The organism is Streptomyces xinghaiensis S187, assembly GCF_000220705.2.
Taxonomy (GTDB): Bacteria; Actinomycetota; Actinomycetes; order Streptomycetales; family Streptomycetaceae; genus Streptomyces; species Streptomyces xinghaiensis.
Genome location: NZ_CP023202.1, coordinates 4685708 through 4700971, shown reverse-complemented (window position 1 = coordinate 4700971; position 15264 = coordinate 4685708). Strand labels below are relative to the sequence as shown.

The window sequence follows — 15264 nt, the reverse complement described above, 5'->3', positions numbered from 1 at the left end:
GCGCGCCCCCGTGGGACGGCGCCGGGCCCGGGCCGGGGGGCCCTGCGGTCAGACCCGCCGGAAGGTGAGGCTCTCGCCCAGCGCCCCGGCCCGCCACAGGTCCTGGCAGGCCTCGGCCATGCGGTCGAGGCCGTCGACGACCGCGCCCCAGACGATGCCGGGGACCCAGCCGGCGTCCCCGTTGATCAGCAGGTTGTTCCGCTCGTAGAACAGGGCGAGGTCGATGACCTGCCGCCGGCCCCGGTGTCCGGCATTCTCCTCGTAGCCGTAGGACTTGGTGGAGAGCTGGGTGTCGGTGAAGGTGAAGTAGCAGAGGTCGCCGGGGATCGGGGTGATCGTCGGGTTCTCCAGCGGGGGCTCGGCGGGGGCGAACGGGGGGAGCAGGGTGTAGATCTCGTTGCGCGCGTACTTGGCGTGGTAGACGTCGCCGCCGAGCGGCAGCGCGTTCCAGACGGCTTCGCAGGTGATCGGGGCGCGGTCGTCGAGGAGGCGCGCGGTGCAGGTCACACCGCGTTTGGCCAGGGACACCTCGATGTGCCGGGCGGAGCGGTCACGCGGTGCGGAGTCGGTCATTCGGATGCTCCTGTCAGTCGTCCCGGACGGGTCCCGGCCGGTGCGGACGCGGGGCTCTTATGGTGGCGCAAGTGGATCAATGACAACAGAACCGGCGGCGGTCTCAGCTCGGTTAAGGCTGGAAAAGAGCGGCATGAATTCTTGCTCTTCGGGTAGCGAGCCGCCCATGGCTCGACCACGCGGGAACGATACGTACCGGATCGGCCGCCGCTCCCTGCTCGCAGGGGCGGCGGCTTTGAGCGCGTTGGGGGCGGTCGGTTGCAGCCGGGTCTCCACCGCAGACGTCAAGGACGGGGGAGATCTTCTGGAGCGCCTGCGGGCGCAGGGTGTCGTGAAACTGGGGCTGGCCGGCGAGCAGCCGTACAGCTACATCGGCAAGGACGGCGAGATGACCGGCTACGCGCCGGAGGTGGCCGCCCGCATCTTCGAACGGCTCGGGGTGCCGAGGGTCCAGCCGTTCCCGACGGAGTTCGGTTCGCTGATCTCCGGTCTGAACTCACAGCAGTTCGATGTGGTCGCCGCCGGGATGTACATCAATCCCGAACGCTGCCAGCAGGTGCTCTTCGCGGACCCCGAGTACCAGATGCTCGACGCCTTCATCGTCCGCAAGGGCAATCCCAAGAACCTCAACGACTACAAGGACGTCGCCGAGGCCGGCGCGACCCTCGCCACGGGTGTCGGCTATGCCGAGATCGGCTACGCCGAGGACGCCGGGGTCAAGAACATCATGACCCTGCCGGACCAGCTGGCCGGACTCCTGGCGGTCGAGCAGGGGCGGGCCGACGTCTTCGCGGGCACGGCCGTGACCGTGCGGAACGTCATCAAGGAGACCAAGTCGAAGCGCGTGGAGGCGACCGAGGAGATCCAGCCCATCGTGGACGGCGAGCCCGTCGTCGACGCCGGGGCCTTCGCTTTCCGCAAAGCCGAAACGAATCTCCGGGACGCCTTCAACCGCGAGCTCCACAAGATGAAGGACAGCGGTGAACTTCTGCGGATCATGCGGCCCTTCGGCTTCTCGGAGGAGCAGATGACGGATCTGACCGCAGAGGAGAAGTGCACACCATGAGTGAGATCACCTGGGGTTTGTGGCAACTCCTCCTCGAAGGCCTCTGGGTCACCGTCCAGCTGACGGTCTACAGCGCGGCCCTCGGCGCCGTCGTCGCCTTCACGGTCGGCATCGCCCGGACCCACCGGCTGTGGATCGTCCGCTTCCTCTCCGGCCTCTACATGGAGGTCTTCCGGGGCACCTCTGCCCTGGTACTGATGTTCTGGCTGTTCTTCGTCCTGCCGGTCGCCTTCGGCTGGCAGCTGCTGCCGCTGTGGGCGGCCACGCTGGCGCTGGGCCTGTCCTACGGCGCGTACGGCTCGGAGGTCGTGCGCGGCGCCGTGCAGGCGGTGTCGCCGGCGCAGCGGGAGGCGGGCATCGCGCTCAGCTTCACGCCGATGCAGCGGATGCGGCGGATCATCCTGCCGCAGGCCTGGCCGGAGATGCTGCCGCCCTTCAACAACCTGCTGATCGAGCTGCTCAAGGGCACCGCCCTGGTGTCGATCATGGGTGTCGGCGACATGGCCTTCGGCGCCTCGCTGATCCGCAACGCGACCGGGGAGAGCGCCCCCGTCTACACGATCATCCTGGTGATGTACTTCGTGCTCGCCTTCGTCCTGACCCGCGGCATGCGGGTGGTCGAGCGGCAGGCGAAGACCCGGATCGGGCAGCGGCCCGCGAAGGGCGGCGGGTTGCTGAGCAAGCTCAATCTCCGTGAGCGCACCGACATCTCGGCCGACGCGGCCGGCGCTGGGGGTATCTGATGCAGTGGGACTGGTCGGCCGTCGCCGACTTCATGCCGGATTTCTGGCGGGGTCTCCTCGTCACCCTCCAGGCACTGGTGCTGGGCTCGCTCATCGCCTTCGCGCTCGGCCTCTTCTGGGCCCTGGCACAGCGTTCGGCGCTGCGGGCGGTGCGCTGGCCGGTGCAGGTGTTCACGGAGTTCATCCGGAACACGCCGCTGCTGGTGCAGCTCTTCTTCCTCTACTACGTGCTGCCCGAGTGGGGTCTCACCTTCTCCGCGCTGACCACCGGTGTCATCGGCCTCGGTCTGCACTACTCGACGTACACGGCCGAGGTGTACCGCGCCGGTATCGAGGGTGTGCCCACCGGCCAGTGGGAGGCGGCCACCGCGCTGAGCCTGCCGCGGACGCGGACCTGGTCCGCGGTGATCCTGCCGCAGGCGATCCGGCGGGTCGTGCCCGCACTCGGCAACTACGTCATCGCGATGCTGAAGGACTCCCCGATGATCGCCACGATCGGTGTGCTGGAGATGCTCGGCGAGGCCCGCCAGTTCGGGTCCGAGACCTTCGTCATGACCGAGCCGATCACGGTCGTCGGCATCGCCTTCATCCTCATCGCCTACCCGGCTTCCCTCCTCATGCGAGCCCTGGAGCGTCGTCTTGTCCGCTGAAAGCAGTTCCCCGAACGCGACCCCGGCCCTGGCGGCCGGCAGTGAGCTGATCCGTTTCGACGGGGTGACCAAGCGGTTCGGCAGCAATACGGTGCTGAACCACCTGGACTTCACCGTGGATGCCGGGAAGCACGTCACGCTGATCGGCCCCTCGGGCTCCGGCAAGACGACGATTCTGCGGCTGCTGATGACCCTGCTGAAGCCGGACGAGGGCACCATCTCCGTCGACGGCGAATACCTCACCCACGAGGAGAGGAACGGCAAGCTCGTCCCGGCGGGCGAGCGGCACACCCGTGAGGTGCGCAAGAAGATCGGCATGGTCTTCCAGCAGTTCAACCTCTTCCCCAATATGAAGGTGCTCCGCAACATCACCGAGGCCCCGGTCCACGTGCTGGGGATGAGCAAGGACGAGGCGACCGAGCGGGGCCGCGAACTGCTGGACCTGGTGGGTCTGTCGGACAAGGCCGACGCCTATCCGAACCATCTGTCCGGCGGCCAGCAGCAGCGGGTGGCCATCGCGCGGGCGCTGGCCATGCGGCCGAAGGTGCTGCTGCTCGACGAGGTGACCTCGGCGCTCGACCCGGAGCTGGTGGCCGGTGTGCTGGACGTGCTGCGGGACATCGCGCACACCACGGACATCACCATGCTCGTCGTCACCCACGAGATGAACTTCGCGCGGGACATCTCCGACGACGTGCTGATGTTCGACGCGGGGCGGGTCATCGAGTCCGGGCCGCCGGAGAAGATCTTCTCCGAGCCCGAGCACGAGCGGACCCGGGAGTTCCTGAGCGCCGTGCTCTGACCCTGTGGCGCGGGTGCGGGCGGCGGGTGTTCCCCGGCGCCGGACGGCACCGCCGTACCGTTCCTGCGGACGGCTGTCCGGGTCCCTGCGGACGGCCGTCCGAGCCTCCCGCACCCGGTCCGTGACCACGGCATATGCCACGGTGGCGCACTTCCCCGGCAACGGGGAAATGCGCCACCGGTGTGCACAACTCGGCCACCGGGGCGGCCTCTTGGCCGCTATCGTGGGTGCAGCCCGGCCCATGGCCGCGGCGGAGGCCGGCCCCACGGACAGCGGGGGACGGGCTTCCCCGTAACCAGGAGCGCGGCGACGATGCAAACGGTCACACCTGTAGGGGGACACCGTGGCGCAGCAACCCGAGCCGACCGCGCCCTTCCACGCGGTCCAGCACGCCCTGCGCGTTCTGGAGAGCGTCGCCCGCCACCACGGCGGCGTCACCGGGGAAGAGCTGGCGCGCGAGACCGACCTGCCGATGGAGCGGCTCACGCCCATGCTGCGGATGCTGCGCCGCGAGGGCTATGTGGACGAGGCCGCGGACGGCGCGTTCGCCGTCGGCCGGACGCTGCTGCTGCTCGGCTCCGCCGCCCGGGAGAAGGCCCTCGCCGACAAACTCCAGCGCCATCTGGAGGAGCTGCGCGACACCCTCGGCGCCGCGGTCTATCTGAGCCGCTACGTCGACGGCGAGGTGCGGATCACCCAGTGCGCCCACGGGCCGGACACCCCGAAGGTCAACGAGTGGGTGGACTTCCGCTCGGCGGCGCACGCCAGCGCGGTCGGCAAGTGCCTGCTGACCCAGCTCGACCACAACGGCCGCCAGGACCACCTCGCCCGGCACAAGACGGCCCGCTTCACCTCGCGGACCATCACCGACGAGAAGGTCCTCTTCAGCAGGCTGGACCACCAGCCGTCCACCGTTCCCGTGCTCGACCTCCAGGAGTACGCCGTGGGCACGGTCTGCGCCGCGGTGCCCATCGCCGCCGGCAAGACCGTCGGCTGTCTGGCGCTCTCGCTGCCGATCGAGCGCGCCCACCGGCTGCGCCAGGCGGCCGAGACGCTCAACCGCCGGGCGGCGCCGCTGGCGCTGTCCCTCACGTTCTGAGGCCGGCGGCGGGGCTCCGGGGGCCGGAGACCCGGGCGGAGATCCGGGCCGGAGCACCCCGGCGGACCGGGTAGGATGGCCGGGCGTCAGCATGCGCCGCTAGCTCAGTTGGTTAGAGCAGCTGACTCTTAATCAGCGGGTCCGGGGTTCGAGTCCCTGGCGGCGCACGCGCGATACGAGAGGCCCCTCCGTTCCGGCGGAGGGGCCTTCGCGTCTCTTGCGCGCCTGCGCGCCTGCGCGCCGCGCGGCCGGGCGCCGGGCTCCGGCCCGCGCCCGCCGCACCGTGCCGGCCGGCTGAGCCGCGCGACACGGACGTGGGTTCCGGCCACTGGAGGCGGCCGTGGAGTGAACCTCCACAAGCCGCGTGCGCCGGGTGGCGGCAGCCTCCGCCCGGCGCACGGACACCGCTCGTGCCGGCCCACTGTGGGCGGGTCCTCCATGTGCGGGGCCGGAGCGGTGTGGATCCGCCCCATTTCCCGTACCGCCGACGGCCGCTGACGATGTGCGGCATGGCGATGGTGACCCAACGTCGCGGGCTTCCCGGGCCGGGCCGAGGACCTGGACGCGATCCCGCGGATGGACGCCGGCACGTCCGGTGAGCAGGGACCGCGCGTCCGCCGCGCCGGCTGAACCGCCGGGCACCCCCCATCCCATCCCCCCGCCCACTCGTCAACGAGGAGGATCACCATGCCGGGCACAGATGTCCCGCGCCCCGGAAGCCCGGCAGGCGCGCGAAGGCGGAGTCCGCGAAGAGTGCGGACGGCCGCCGCCCTGTTCGCCGCGGCCCTGCTGGCGCTCGGCACCGTGGACGGCGCTGCCGCCGAGGTGCCGAACGGCGCACCGGACCCGTGCCGGCACGGTGACAGGATCGCCGTGCCCGGTGCGGAGTTCCAGACGCACGCCTGCCTGCCCGACATGACCACGGCCGCTCTCGCCGGGACCCGCTACACCGATTCCGCCGACTGGTCGTCACTGATAGCCCAAGGGACAAGGAACCCGTCCGGCGTGGCCGGCCTCCAGATCGACGGCTACTTCCCCGACACGTCCCGCCTGAACACCACGCACGGCTGGGACCACGACGCCCAGTTCGTCATCCGCCTCCCCGAGCGCTGGAACGGCGGACTCGTGGTCACCGGTGCCCCCGGGCTGCGCAAGCAGTACTCCCTGGACCCCCTGATCTCGGACTGGGTCATCGACCGGGGATACGCCTTCGCGTCCACCGACAAGGGCAACAGCGGCCCCGACTTCTACACCGACGGTGTCCGCCCCGGCGACGCGGTGGCCGAGTGGAACGACCGCACCACCGAACTGACCCGCGCCGCACGCACGGTGGTGAAACAGGCATACGGCCGCGCCCCGCGGCGCACCTACATGACGGGCATCTCCAACGGCGGCTACCTGACCCGCTGGCAGCTCGAAAACCACCCCGGGCTGTACGACGCCGGGCTGGACTGGGAGGGCGCGCTCTGGACGCCCGACGGCCCCAACCTCTTCACCTACCTGCCCACCGGTGTCGCCCACTCCCTGGGCCGCGCATCCGACCAGGACATGCTGGACGCCGGGTTCACCGCCGGCACCGAGTTCCTGTGGCCGTACCACGAGCAGGTCTACTACGGCCTCACACAGAAGGTGTACCGCGCCGAGTTCGACCCGGCCTACGACCCCTCCTGCCCCGGTCCGACGGCGGGCACGACGGTGACGGAGATCCTCGCACCGTGCGCCTCGGACGCCGCCTACGACTACGCTTCCCGCCCGGATTCGGTCAGGCGGGCGGTCCAGCGGGTCTCCCTCACCGGGAAGATCGGCAAACCGATGATCACCGTGCAAGGAGACCTGGACGCGCTGCTGCCCGTCGCCACCGACTCCGAGGTGTACACGAAGATGATCGCCGACCGTCACCGCGGCCGGCTGTACCGCTCGTACAGCGTCCAGGGCGGCACGCACGTCGACGGCCTGTACGACAGCCACCCCGACCGGCTCCGCCCCGTACTGCCCTGTTACCGCGCCGCGTTCGAGGTCCTGACCGACTGGGTCGAGCGCCGCGAAGCGCCGCCGGCGAGCGGGACGGTTCCGCGCCCCGCCACGGGGGATCTCGTCAACACGTGCTCGCTGCACTGACCGCACCCGTCCGCCCGCCGCACGCACCGCCGCACCCGCCGCACCACAACGCCGCCCCACAACTCCGCCCCACCGGCCGGTCTGTGGGGCGGCTCGCTGTGCCAGGGGGCGCCGTTCGCCGGCAACGGGTGCGGGCCACGGTCCTGCCCCGCACAGGGTGGACCGCATCGCCATACCGCCCCTGCGCGGGCGCCCGTAACGTCAGGTAACCCGGAGGCGGGACAGGGCCGTTCACAGAGCCTGCCGAACCTCCGGCTCCCCCCCGTTCGTTCACCGGCGCCGGCCAGGAGGCACGATGCACCCCTTCCCGCCCGAGCGGCACCGGGCTCGCGGAGCCCGGGCGCGCACCGCCCGTACCCTCACGCTCGTCCTGTCCTTGGCCGCCCTCGTCCTGGGCGGTCTCACCACCGCCCCGGCCCAGGCGGCGGGCCTGCGGGAAGTCACCGGCTTCGGCTCCAACCCCGGCAACCTGCGCATGTTCCGGTACGTACCCGACGGCCTGCCGACGGGCCGCCCCGTCGTCGTCGCGCTGCACGGGTGCACCCAGTCCGCGTCCGGCTTCGACGACGAGACCGGCTGGACCAGATGGGCCGACGCATGGGGATTCGCCCTGGTCCTGCCGGAGCAGAAGTCCGCCAACAACATGAACTCGTGCTTCAACTGGTTCGAGCCCTCCGACATGGCACGCGGCTCCGGCGAGGCCCTCTCCGTCAAACAGATGGCCGACCGGACGGCGGCCGATCTCGGCTCCGACACCGCGCGCGTGTACGTCACGGGACTGTCCGCGGGCGGGGCGATGACCTCGGTCATGGCCGCGGCCTACCCGGATGCCTTCGCGGGCGCCGCGGTCGTCGCGGGCCTCCCGTACGACTGCGCACGCACCGTCGTCGCCGGCCTGTCCTGCATGAACCCGGGCAGCGACCTCGGCCCGCGGCAGTGGGGCGACAAGGTCCGTGCCGCGCATCCCTCCTACGACGGCCCCCGGCCGGTGATGTCGCTGTGGCACGGGACGAACGACAGCACCGTCAAGCCGGTGAACCTGACCGAACTCGTCGAGCAGTGGACGAACGTCCACGGCACCGACACGGTCGCCGACATCAGCGACACCGTCGACGGCTACCCGCACCAGGTGTACGAGAACGCCTCGGGAGACGCCGCCGTCGAGTCGTACTCCATCACCGGCATGCGGCACGGCCAGCCGGCGGACCCCGGCGGCGGAGCCACCCAGTGCGGCATCGCGGGGCAGTACTTCCCCGACATGGGGATCTGTGCCTCCTACCGGATCGGCCGCTTCTGGGGGCTGGACAGCTCTCAGGGCGGCAGCGAGCTGCCCGCGCCCGCCGGGCCGGCCGTCACGGCCACCACCGAGACGACGGTGTCGCTGTCGTGGGAGGCGGTGGACGGCGCCGCTGCCTACCGCGTTCACCGCGACGGCGCCCAGAAGGGCTCACCCTCCGCGCCGTCCTTCACCGACACGGGGCTGTCCCCCGGCACCACCTACGCCTACACCGTCGCAGCGGTCGACGACCAGGGCCGCGCCGGCCCGGCCACGGCCGCCGTCCGGGCCACGACGGCCGGCTCGGCCCACCGGTGCTTCACCGGCAACAACTACCAGCAGGTGGCCGCCGGACGGGCGCACCAGGCCCTCGGGACCGTCTACGCCAACGGCTCCGGCCAGAACATGGGCCTGTACAACGTCTTCGTCACCCACACCCTTGAGGAGACCTCCCCGGGCCACTTCGTGATCGCCGACTCCGGCTGCCCCTCCCCCTGACCCGGGGCCGGGGCACGAGCCGCCGCCACCAGCGCCGGTCCTGGTGGGCGGAGTGCGTGTCCGGTTCGCGCGGTGGGCGGTCGCCCGGACGCCGAAGGTGCGCACGGTCGGGCCCAGCACGTTCGCGGTCCCGAACCGGCTGTTCACCAGCGTCCCGGAAGGGATCCCGCTCGGGTCGGTGGTGGACGGGCACCGCTACGTGTCTCCCGACGAGGAGACCGAGTTGACGGACGTCGCCCGCCCCGAGGGCTTGGTGCCCCCGGGGCGGGCGAGGTACTGCCCGAGGCTCCGGACGAACCGGCGGCTGGTGCTCCCACTCTCGGGCGGTGGCGTTGACGGTCGGTCCGGAGGTGCGGTCCGGAAGGTCTAGAACCGCACGTCGGAGCAGGCGTAGAAGGCGTTGCCGGTGTCCGCGACGTCCCAGACGGCGACGATCACGTGCCGGCCGGACTTACCGCCCGGCATGGTGCCCTGGTGGGTCACCGTGGCGTCCGGCTGACGGCCGTTGTAGGGGACGGTCAGGAACGGCTGGGACTCCAGCGCGGCCCGGGTGATCGGCTGGGAGGGGTTCCAGCCGTTCCGGGTGATGAAGTACCGGAAGTCCGTGGTGGAGTGCCGGGCGGTGAGCCGCCAGGTGAAGGTGCGGCTCTCCCCGGACCGGACGTCGGTGGCCGGCCACTGGCCGCCGCGCGGGTCGTCCAGTGCGGCGAACCGGCTGTTGCCGCCGGAGCAGATGGCGCCGTCGGCGGGTCCGGCGGCCGGGAAGCCCTTGGGGCCCTCGACGCTCTGCGGCTCCCACTGGATGCCGCCGCAGTTCTGCACGGTGCCGTTGGCGCAGAGCGCCTGCCGGCTGATCGGGGAGTCGGTGTAGCCGTGGCTCTGGGCACTGCCGGTGGTGGCGAAGAGGGAGACGCCGGCGATGCCGAGGCCGAGCAGGGTGGTGGAGATCTTTCTGCGCATGAGTCGCTCCAGAAGACGTGGGGGTGGTCCGGGCCCGCTGGGTCGGCACGGGCCCGGCTCTTTCGGCTCGGGTGAGGAGCGGGGGCTGCGGGGGGGTGGGGTGGGGAGTGGGTGGGGAGCAGCCCCGGGGTGGCGGTCTAGACCAACTGGGAGAGTAGTGGCGGGCGTTGATGATGTCTAGACCAATCTCAGAGGTTGTTGCCGGCCCGCTGAGGGGTGGGGTGGGGTGGCATGACGGCACGCACGCGCCGGTCGTCGGTCGCCGGTCGCCCGGTCGCCCGGTCGCCGGAGGATGCCGTGGTGGCAGGAGGCTTCCGCTCTCCCGGCCGCGGCGGCTGCTCTCAGTCCCGGCCGGTGCCGGTCAGGTCGAGTTCCGGGATGATCCGGTCGCACTGGGCCCGGAATCCCCTGACCCACTCGCCGTTGGGGTGGTCGTTGCCGTCCACCCAGGCGCGGGCCCCGGCCGCGTCCCGGCCGCCCGCGAGCTGCCGCTCGACCAGACGCGCGTCCCGTACGGCGTCGGGCGTCTCGACGTACCAGACCTCCGCCATCAGCCGACGCGCCTCCGACCACCCCGGCGCCACGCAGGCGAGATAGTTCCCCTCGGTGACGACCAGGCGCGTGTCCGGACGCAGCAGATGGCGGGCCGCGACGGGCTCGTGGAAGGTGCGGTCGTAGTCGGGTACGTAGATGTCCCGGCCGGTGTCCTCGTGGACGCGGCGGAGCAGGGCCTCGTAACCCCAGACGTCGAAGCTGGGCGCGGAGCCCTTGCGGGCGGTGAGCCCGAGGCGTTCGAGCTGGCGGTTGGAGAGGTGGAAGCCGTCCAGCGGCAGATAGCCGGCCGCGCCCTCACCATGGCGCCGCTCGATCCGGTCGACCAGCGCCGTGGCGAGGGTGGACTTGCCGGCTCCGGGCGGCCCCGCGATCCCGAGCACGGTCCGGCCCTGCCCGCCGCCGGTCAGGGCCCAGGCCGCGCCGGCCAGCTCCGCGATGTCCATACCGGCAGGCTACGTCCTGCGGCTGGGCGGGCGCGGACGAGGCGCTTGCAGCAGCCTGTTGCAGCTCTCAGGTGTCGTTCGGGGGCGCACAGTCCGTCGCACGAACAAGGCCCTTCTCTGCGCCTTTCCCGACAGAGGGCCCGACGACTGAAGGTGCCGAGAAATGCGGTTGCAGTGAGTGATCCGGTTCCGCAGACTCCGGGCCGTGGAGCGCTTGACGGAGATCGCGGATCGGTTGACCGACATCGGCGGAGTGGTCGGGGTGTGTCTGGGTGGCAGCCGAGCGAGGGGAACGCACCGGCCTGACTCCGATTTCGATCTCGGTCTGTACTATCGGCCGCCGCTGGACACCGCTGCCTTGCGTCTCCTCGCGGCCGAGCTGACTGGAGAGCCGGTCGACGTGACGGAACCGGGCGGCTGGGGGCCCTGGGTCGACGGTGGAGCCTGGCTGACCGTTGACGGTTGCCATATCGACTGGATCTACCGCGACCTGGACCGCGTTCACCGGATCTGGGAAGAGTGCCGCGCGGGGCGCTTCGAGGTGGGCATTCAGGCCGGTCACCCGCTCGGGGTGTACTCCCATGCGTACGTCGGCGAGGTCGCCGTGGGGCGCGTCATCGCTGATCTCGGTGGTGAACTGCGGGCCCTGCAGCACGAGACCCGGCGCTATCCGGAGCCGCTGCGCGAGGCGCTGATCGCCAACGCGCGGTGGGAGGCTCCTTTCACCTTGGCCGGCGCCCGCAAGGGAGCGGCTCGCGGAGACGCCTTCCATGTCGCCGGATGTCTCTTCCGGGCGGTGGGGCTTCTCGTGCAAGGCCTGCACGCTCACGCGGGTCGCTGGGTGCTGAACGAAAAGGGAGCTGTCCAGGCCGCAGGACAACTCCCGGCCGCACCGGCGGACTTCGCGGCGCGAGCGCACCAGCTGTTCGCTGTGCCCGGCACGGACCCGGACGTTCTGTCCACGGTTCTCGATGCCGCTGATGGGCTGGCTGCCGAGGTGTGCGACCGGCTCACGTCCTGAGGGAAACCACGGTCACGTGGTCGATCAGTCGGACGCCACGGTCCGGCGGCCCCCGGGAAGGGGACCGTCCGGCTGGACCGGGCCGGCCGGCTCACCGTCCCGCCGGCCATCACACGCACGCAACCTGTGCTTCGTCACGACCCGTGGGGCACCGTAGGCCCCATGCCTGCATACGAGACGATGCCGTTCCACCTTGAGACCGAGCGGCTGATACTGCGGCCGTGGGCCGAGTCGGACGCCGCAGAGTTCTGCGCCCTCCTCTCCGAACGCGGTGACGGGACGCCCACGGTCGGGCACATCCGGACGGCCATCGCGAAGCTCCTCACCGGAACGGCGGCAACGGGCATCGCCCTGCTCCCCGTCCAGCGCCGCGACCAGGGCGACTTCATCGGCTACTGCGGGCTCGTCATCGGCCGCGCCACCATGGAGGAGCCCGAGATCGCCTATGAGTTGTTCCAGAGCGTGCACGGGCGGGGCTACGCCACCGAGGCGGCCCGCGCGGTACTCGACGCCGCCACCGCGACCGGCCGGAAACGGCTCTGGTCGACTGTCGGCACCTGGAACACCCCATCGCTCCGCGTCCTGGAGAAGCTCGGGTTCGAGCGGGACCGCGTCTCCACGGAGGACAGCGGTGAAGTGGCATGGCTCACCCGCTCGTTGCCGTGACACGGGGCCGCGTCCCCGTGGCTCCGCCCTGTGCTCGGGCAGTGGGGGTCCCACACCGCCTTCGCGGTCGCTGCGGAGGCGCGGGCCCTCGCGCTCCAGGGGAACCGCAGCGAGGCCGCCGCCCGGGTCAAGGACGCCCATGGCGTCTTCGACCAGCTCGCTCCACGGAGCGACGACGACGCCTTCGCCTTTCCGCTGCGCCGGTTCCTGCTCTACCTCAGCGGCACGTTCACCGCGTTGGGGCAGGTGTCGGAAGCCCGGAAAGTCCAGGAAGAGGCGCTGTCCCTCTACCCGGCCCGCACCGGCATCGACCCGGCACTGCTGCGCCTGGAAGCCGCGATCTGCCTCGCGCACGACCGGAGCGCCACCGAAGCGTGCCAGCTCGCCACTGCGGCGTACCTCCAGGTACCGGTGGAGCACCGCACCGCCATTCTCGGTGCACGCGCAAGGCACGTGATCGACCGGCTTCCGGGTACCAGCCGGCGGATCGCGGCGGCGCGGGAACTGGGAGAACTACTCCAACTCCCCGGCAGCCACCTGTGACAGAACCGCTGGTCGTCCCTCAGCCTGACTTCATGACATCGGTCAACGCCATCGGTGGTTTCCAACCGACGCATATGGAGGGGGTCCTGCGGCGCGCGTGCGCCGTCGCCGGCCTCGACGCCGTCCACGACCGTGTGCTGCGCGGACACACCAACGCGGTGGTTCTCCTCGCCGGAGAACCGGTCGTGGTGAAGATCGCCCGACGTGGCAGCCCAGGGACCGACGCCCTCCGGACAGTGCGCTTCGTGCGATGGCTGATGGAACAGGACTTCCCCACGGCCCCGCTTCACCCGATCGCGGCCGAGCAACCCATGGTCGTGGACGGTCACGCTGTCACCTTCTGGACCTACCTGCCCCAGCCGCCGCACCCCGTCCGGGCGGGACAGCTCGCGGCTCCGCTGCACGCACTGCACAACCTCGGCACCCCGCCGGTCGAGCTTCTCGAACGGGACAATGTCACCGCCATCAAGTCTTCGATCGCGCGGATCACGAGCCTGCCCGCCCCGCTCATCGACGCGCTGTCCGCACGAGTGGACAGACTGGCGGAAGAGCTGCCCGGGGTGCGGTTCCCGTACCCCAAGACCGCCATCCAAGGCGACCCGCAGCACCGCAATGCCCTGCACCACGGCAAGGGCTCAGTTCTCTGCGACTGGGACACGGTCGCCTGGGGACACCGGGAGTGACTCCACCCACGCGTAAACGCGCGGGCTTCCTGTGTCGGTGGCTAGGCACCGGCGCAGAGGACCAGCCCGGCCCTGTGTTTGACGTTGAGCGCGCCGACGTGGTCGGCGTGTGCCACCAGGCCGCAGTTGACGCACGCGAACTTCGCCTGGGTGACGCGGTTCTCCTTAGCCACGTGCCCGCATCCGCCGATCTCCGGTGGGCATGTGCGGGACGTGTTGCGGGCGTCCACCGGGATCACGCGGCGACCGGCGCTTTCAGCCTTGTCCGCCAGGATCCGCAGGAACTGCCCCCACCCTGCATCCAGAATGCTCCGGTTCAGCCCGGCCTTCGCCGCCGCGCCGTTCGCCAGGAACGCACCCTCGTGTTCGGGATCGGGCCGGGGCGCGGGCACCTTCGTCATGCCCGCGGTGCTCAACCGCTCGTGCCCGATCACATCATGCTCGCGCACGAGATCGAGTGCGGCCTTGTGGTGATGATCCAGACGCCGCCGCCGGATCTTCGCGTGCAGCTTCGCGACCTTGCGGGCCGCGGCACGATGCTTCTTCGTACGACGCCGCGTGCGCCTCGGGAACGTCGCCAGGTGCCGCTGCGCTGCGGCCAGCTCCCCGGCCGAAGCCTCAAGGAACTTCGGGTTCTCGACGTGGCGGCCGCTGGAGTCGGTGAGGAAGTGGACCGTGCCCAGGTCGATGCCCACCCTGCTGCCGGTCGGGGGCAGCGGCTCGGCGGGCACCTCGTCACAGGCGAGGATCACATACCAGCGACGGCCCTCCCGCTTCACGCTCACCGTCTTCACCCGGCCCCGCACACTCCGGTGCCGGTGGACCCGGACATGCCCCACACCCTGCAGCCGCACCCGCGTCTGCGCGTCGTGAGGGGTGGAATCCCACCGGCAGCCGTCCCCGTCCCGGGGGAACGTCACGGTGTCGAAGTGCCCGACCCCCTTGAACCGCGGATACCCCGGGGCGCCACCGGCCCTCACCCGCCGGAAGAACGCCTGGAAGGCCCGGTCCAGACGACGCAGGGTCGCCTGCTGGGAGGAGAAGGACCACCGGCCCTGACGCTCCGGATCGAACGCCCGGATCTCCTTCAGCTGCGCCGACTGCTCCCCGTACCGCACCGAGGTCCGCGAGCTGTGCCGGTAGGCATCACGACGCTCCTGCAACGCACCGTTGTACAAGGAGCAGTGATCCCGCACCATCTCCGCCAGCGCCCGCTCCTGCCGGACCGTGGGACGCAGGAGAAACTTGTACGCCCGCCTCACACCCACCCCACCTCCCCCGTGTCCCCTGACCAATGCCGGTGTGCTCACGCTACCGGCCCCTACTGACAACGCAGCGTGCTCCGCCGCTGCGCGGCTCCGGCCCGAGGATTCGATTCCCCCACCGGCTGAAGCCGGTGGTCCCCTCGAAAGAAGGTCTGATGGGACCTCGTCACCATCGAGATCCACTGCAGACGCTTCGGCTACGGGGTTGAGCACTACCGCGACTTCGCCACGTCGTACGGCTACGACGTCACCGAATGGGACGGGTATCCGACACTCCGCGACCTGCGCGAACTGCGCATGATC

15 protein-coding genes and 1 tRNA gene are annotated in these 15264 nt (G+C 70.9%); 12 read left to right on the top strand and 4 right to left on the bottom strand.

Translation table 11 applies throughout. The features are described 5' to 3' along the window. Positions 1 to 48: 48 nt before the first annotated feature. A complete protein-coding gene (locus SXIN_RS20160; protein WP_019711475.1) occupies positions 49 to 573 on the bottom strand; it encodes a DUF3830 family protein in 525 nt (174 codons plus the stop codon). Positions 574 to 739: 166 nt separating this feature from the next. Here SXIN_RS20160 and ehuB point away from each other — a divergent pair, with 166 nt between their 5' ends. The 8 genes from ehuB (at position 740) to SXIN_RS20120 (ending at position 8825) form a co-directional block, all read left to right on the top strand. Next, positions 740 to 1639: an ectoine/hydroxyectoine ABC transporter substrate-binding protein EhuB gene (ehuB, locus tag SXIN_RS20155; RefSeq protein ID WP_078649137.1), complete on the top strand. Its 900-nt coding sequence runs from the start codon at positions 740 to 742 to the stop codon at positions 1637 to 1639. Next, positions 1636 to 2382: an ectoine/hydroxyectoine ABC transporter permease subunit EhuC gene (ehuC, locus tag SXIN_RS20150; protein WP_019711477.1), complete on the top strand. Its 747-nt coding sequence runs from the start codon at positions 1636 to 1638 to the stop codon at positions 2380 to 2382. Before ehuB ends, ehuC begins: the two co-directional genes overlap by 4 nt. Next, on the top strand, positions 2382 to 3032 hold the full coding sequence (ehuD, locus tag SXIN_RS20145; RefSeq protein WP_019711478.1) for an ectoine/hydroxyectoine ABC transporter permease subunit EhuD: 651 nt from the start codon (positions 2382 to 2384) through the stop codon (positions 3030 to 3032). The genes ehuC and ehuD overlap by 1 nt, the downstream gene beginning before the upstream one ends. Further along, a complete protein-coding gene (gene ehuA, locus SXIN_RS20140) occupies positions 3022 to 3834 on the top strand; it encodes an ectoine/hydroxyectoine ABC transporter ATP-binding protein EhuA (RefSeq protein ID WP_019711479.1) in 813 nt (270 codons plus the stop codon). The genes ehuD and ehuA overlap by 11 nt, the downstream gene beginning before the upstream one ends. Before the next feature lie 343 nt (positions 3835 to 4177). After that, positions 4178 to 4933: an IclR family transcriptional regulator gene (locus tag SXIN_RS20135; protein ID WP_019711480.1), complete on the top strand. Its 756-nt coding sequence runs from the start codon at positions 4178 to 4180 to the stop codon at positions 4931 to 4933. 93 nt (positions 4934 to 5026) lie between these two features. After that, a tRNA-Lys gene (locus SXIN_RS20130) sits at positions 5027 to 5100 on the top strand. A gap of 520 nt (positions 5101 to 5620) precedes the next feature. Then, positions 5621 to 7051 (top strand): tannase/feruloyl esterase family alpha/beta hydrolase, encoded by a 1431-nt coding sequence (locus SXIN_RS20125; RefSeq protein WP_095757317.1) that lies wholly within the window; start codon positions 5621 to 5623, stop codon positions 7049 to 7051. 295 nt (positions 7052 to 7346) lie between these two features. Further along, positions 7347 to 8825, top strand: coding sequence for an extracellular catalytic domain type 1 short-chain-length polyhydroxyalkanoate depolymerase (locus SXIN_RS20120; RefSeq protein ID WP_019711482.1), 1479 nt, complete (start codon positions 7347 to 7349; stop codon positions 8823 to 8825). 366 nt (positions 8826 to 9191) lie between these two features. Here the strand turns inward: SXIN_RS20120 and SXIN_RS20110 are convergent, their stop codons facing one another. Next, entirely contained in the window at positions 9192 to 9785 is a 594-nt protein-coding gene (locus tag SXIN_RS20110) for a lytic polysaccharide monooxygenase auxiliary activity family 9 protein (RefSeq protein WP_019711484.1), read from the bottom strand. 341 nt (positions 9786 to 10126) lie between these two features. Beyond that, positions 10127 to 10783 carry a nucleoside/nucleotide kinase family protein gene (locus tag SXIN_RS20105; protein ID WP_019711485.1) on the bottom strand — a complete coding sequence of 219 codons (657 nt, stop codon included), beginning with the start codon at positions 10781 to 10783 and terminating at the stop codon, positions 10127 to 10129. A 205-nt stretch (positions 10784 to 10988) separates the two neighbouring features. Between SXIN_RS20105 and SXIN_RS20100 the strand changes: the two genes are divergently transcribed. The 4 genes from SXIN_RS20100 to SXIN_RS20085 all read left to right on the top strand — a co-directional run bounded on the left by SXIN_RS20100 (position 10989) and on the right by SXIN_RS20085 (position 13696). After that, complete coding sequence (locus tag SXIN_RS20100) at positions 10989 to 11804, top strand: nucleotidyltransferase domain-containing protein (protein ID WP_039824032.1); 816 nt, start codon at positions 10989 to 10991, stop codon at positions 11802 to 11804. 162 nt (positions 11805 to 11966) lie between these two features. Beyond that, positions 11967 to 12470 (top strand): GNAT family N-acetyltransferase, encoded by a 504-nt coding sequence (locus SXIN_RS20095; protein WP_039824026.1) that lies wholly within the window; start codon positions 11967 to 11969, stop codon positions 12468 to 12470. Between the two features lie 30 nt (positions 12471 to 12500). After that, on the top strand, positions 12501 to 13013 hold the full coding sequence (locus SXIN_RS20090) for a hypothetical protein (protein ID WP_019711488.1): 513 nt from the start codon (positions 12501 to 12503) through the stop codon (positions 13011 to 13013). A 32-nt stretch (positions 13014 to 13045) separates the two neighbouring features. Beyond that, positions 13046 to 13696 (top strand): phosphotransferase, encoded by a 651-nt coding sequence (locus tag SXIN_RS20085; RefSeq protein WP_157916316.1) that lies wholly within the window; start codon positions 13046 to 13048, stop codon positions 13694 to 13696. Between the two features lie 41 nt (positions 13697 to 13737). On the opposite strand, the gene SXIN_RS20080 is transcribed toward SXIN_RS20085, so the two are convergent. After that, positions 13738 to 14958 carry an RNA-guided endonuclease InsQ/TnpB family protein gene (locus SXIN_RS20080; protein ID WP_039824038.1) on the bottom strand — a complete coding sequence of 407 codons (1221 nt, stop codon included), beginning with the start codon at positions 14956 to 14958 and terminating at the stop codon, positions 13738 to 13740. Positions 14959 to 15264 lie beyond the last annotated feature (306 nt).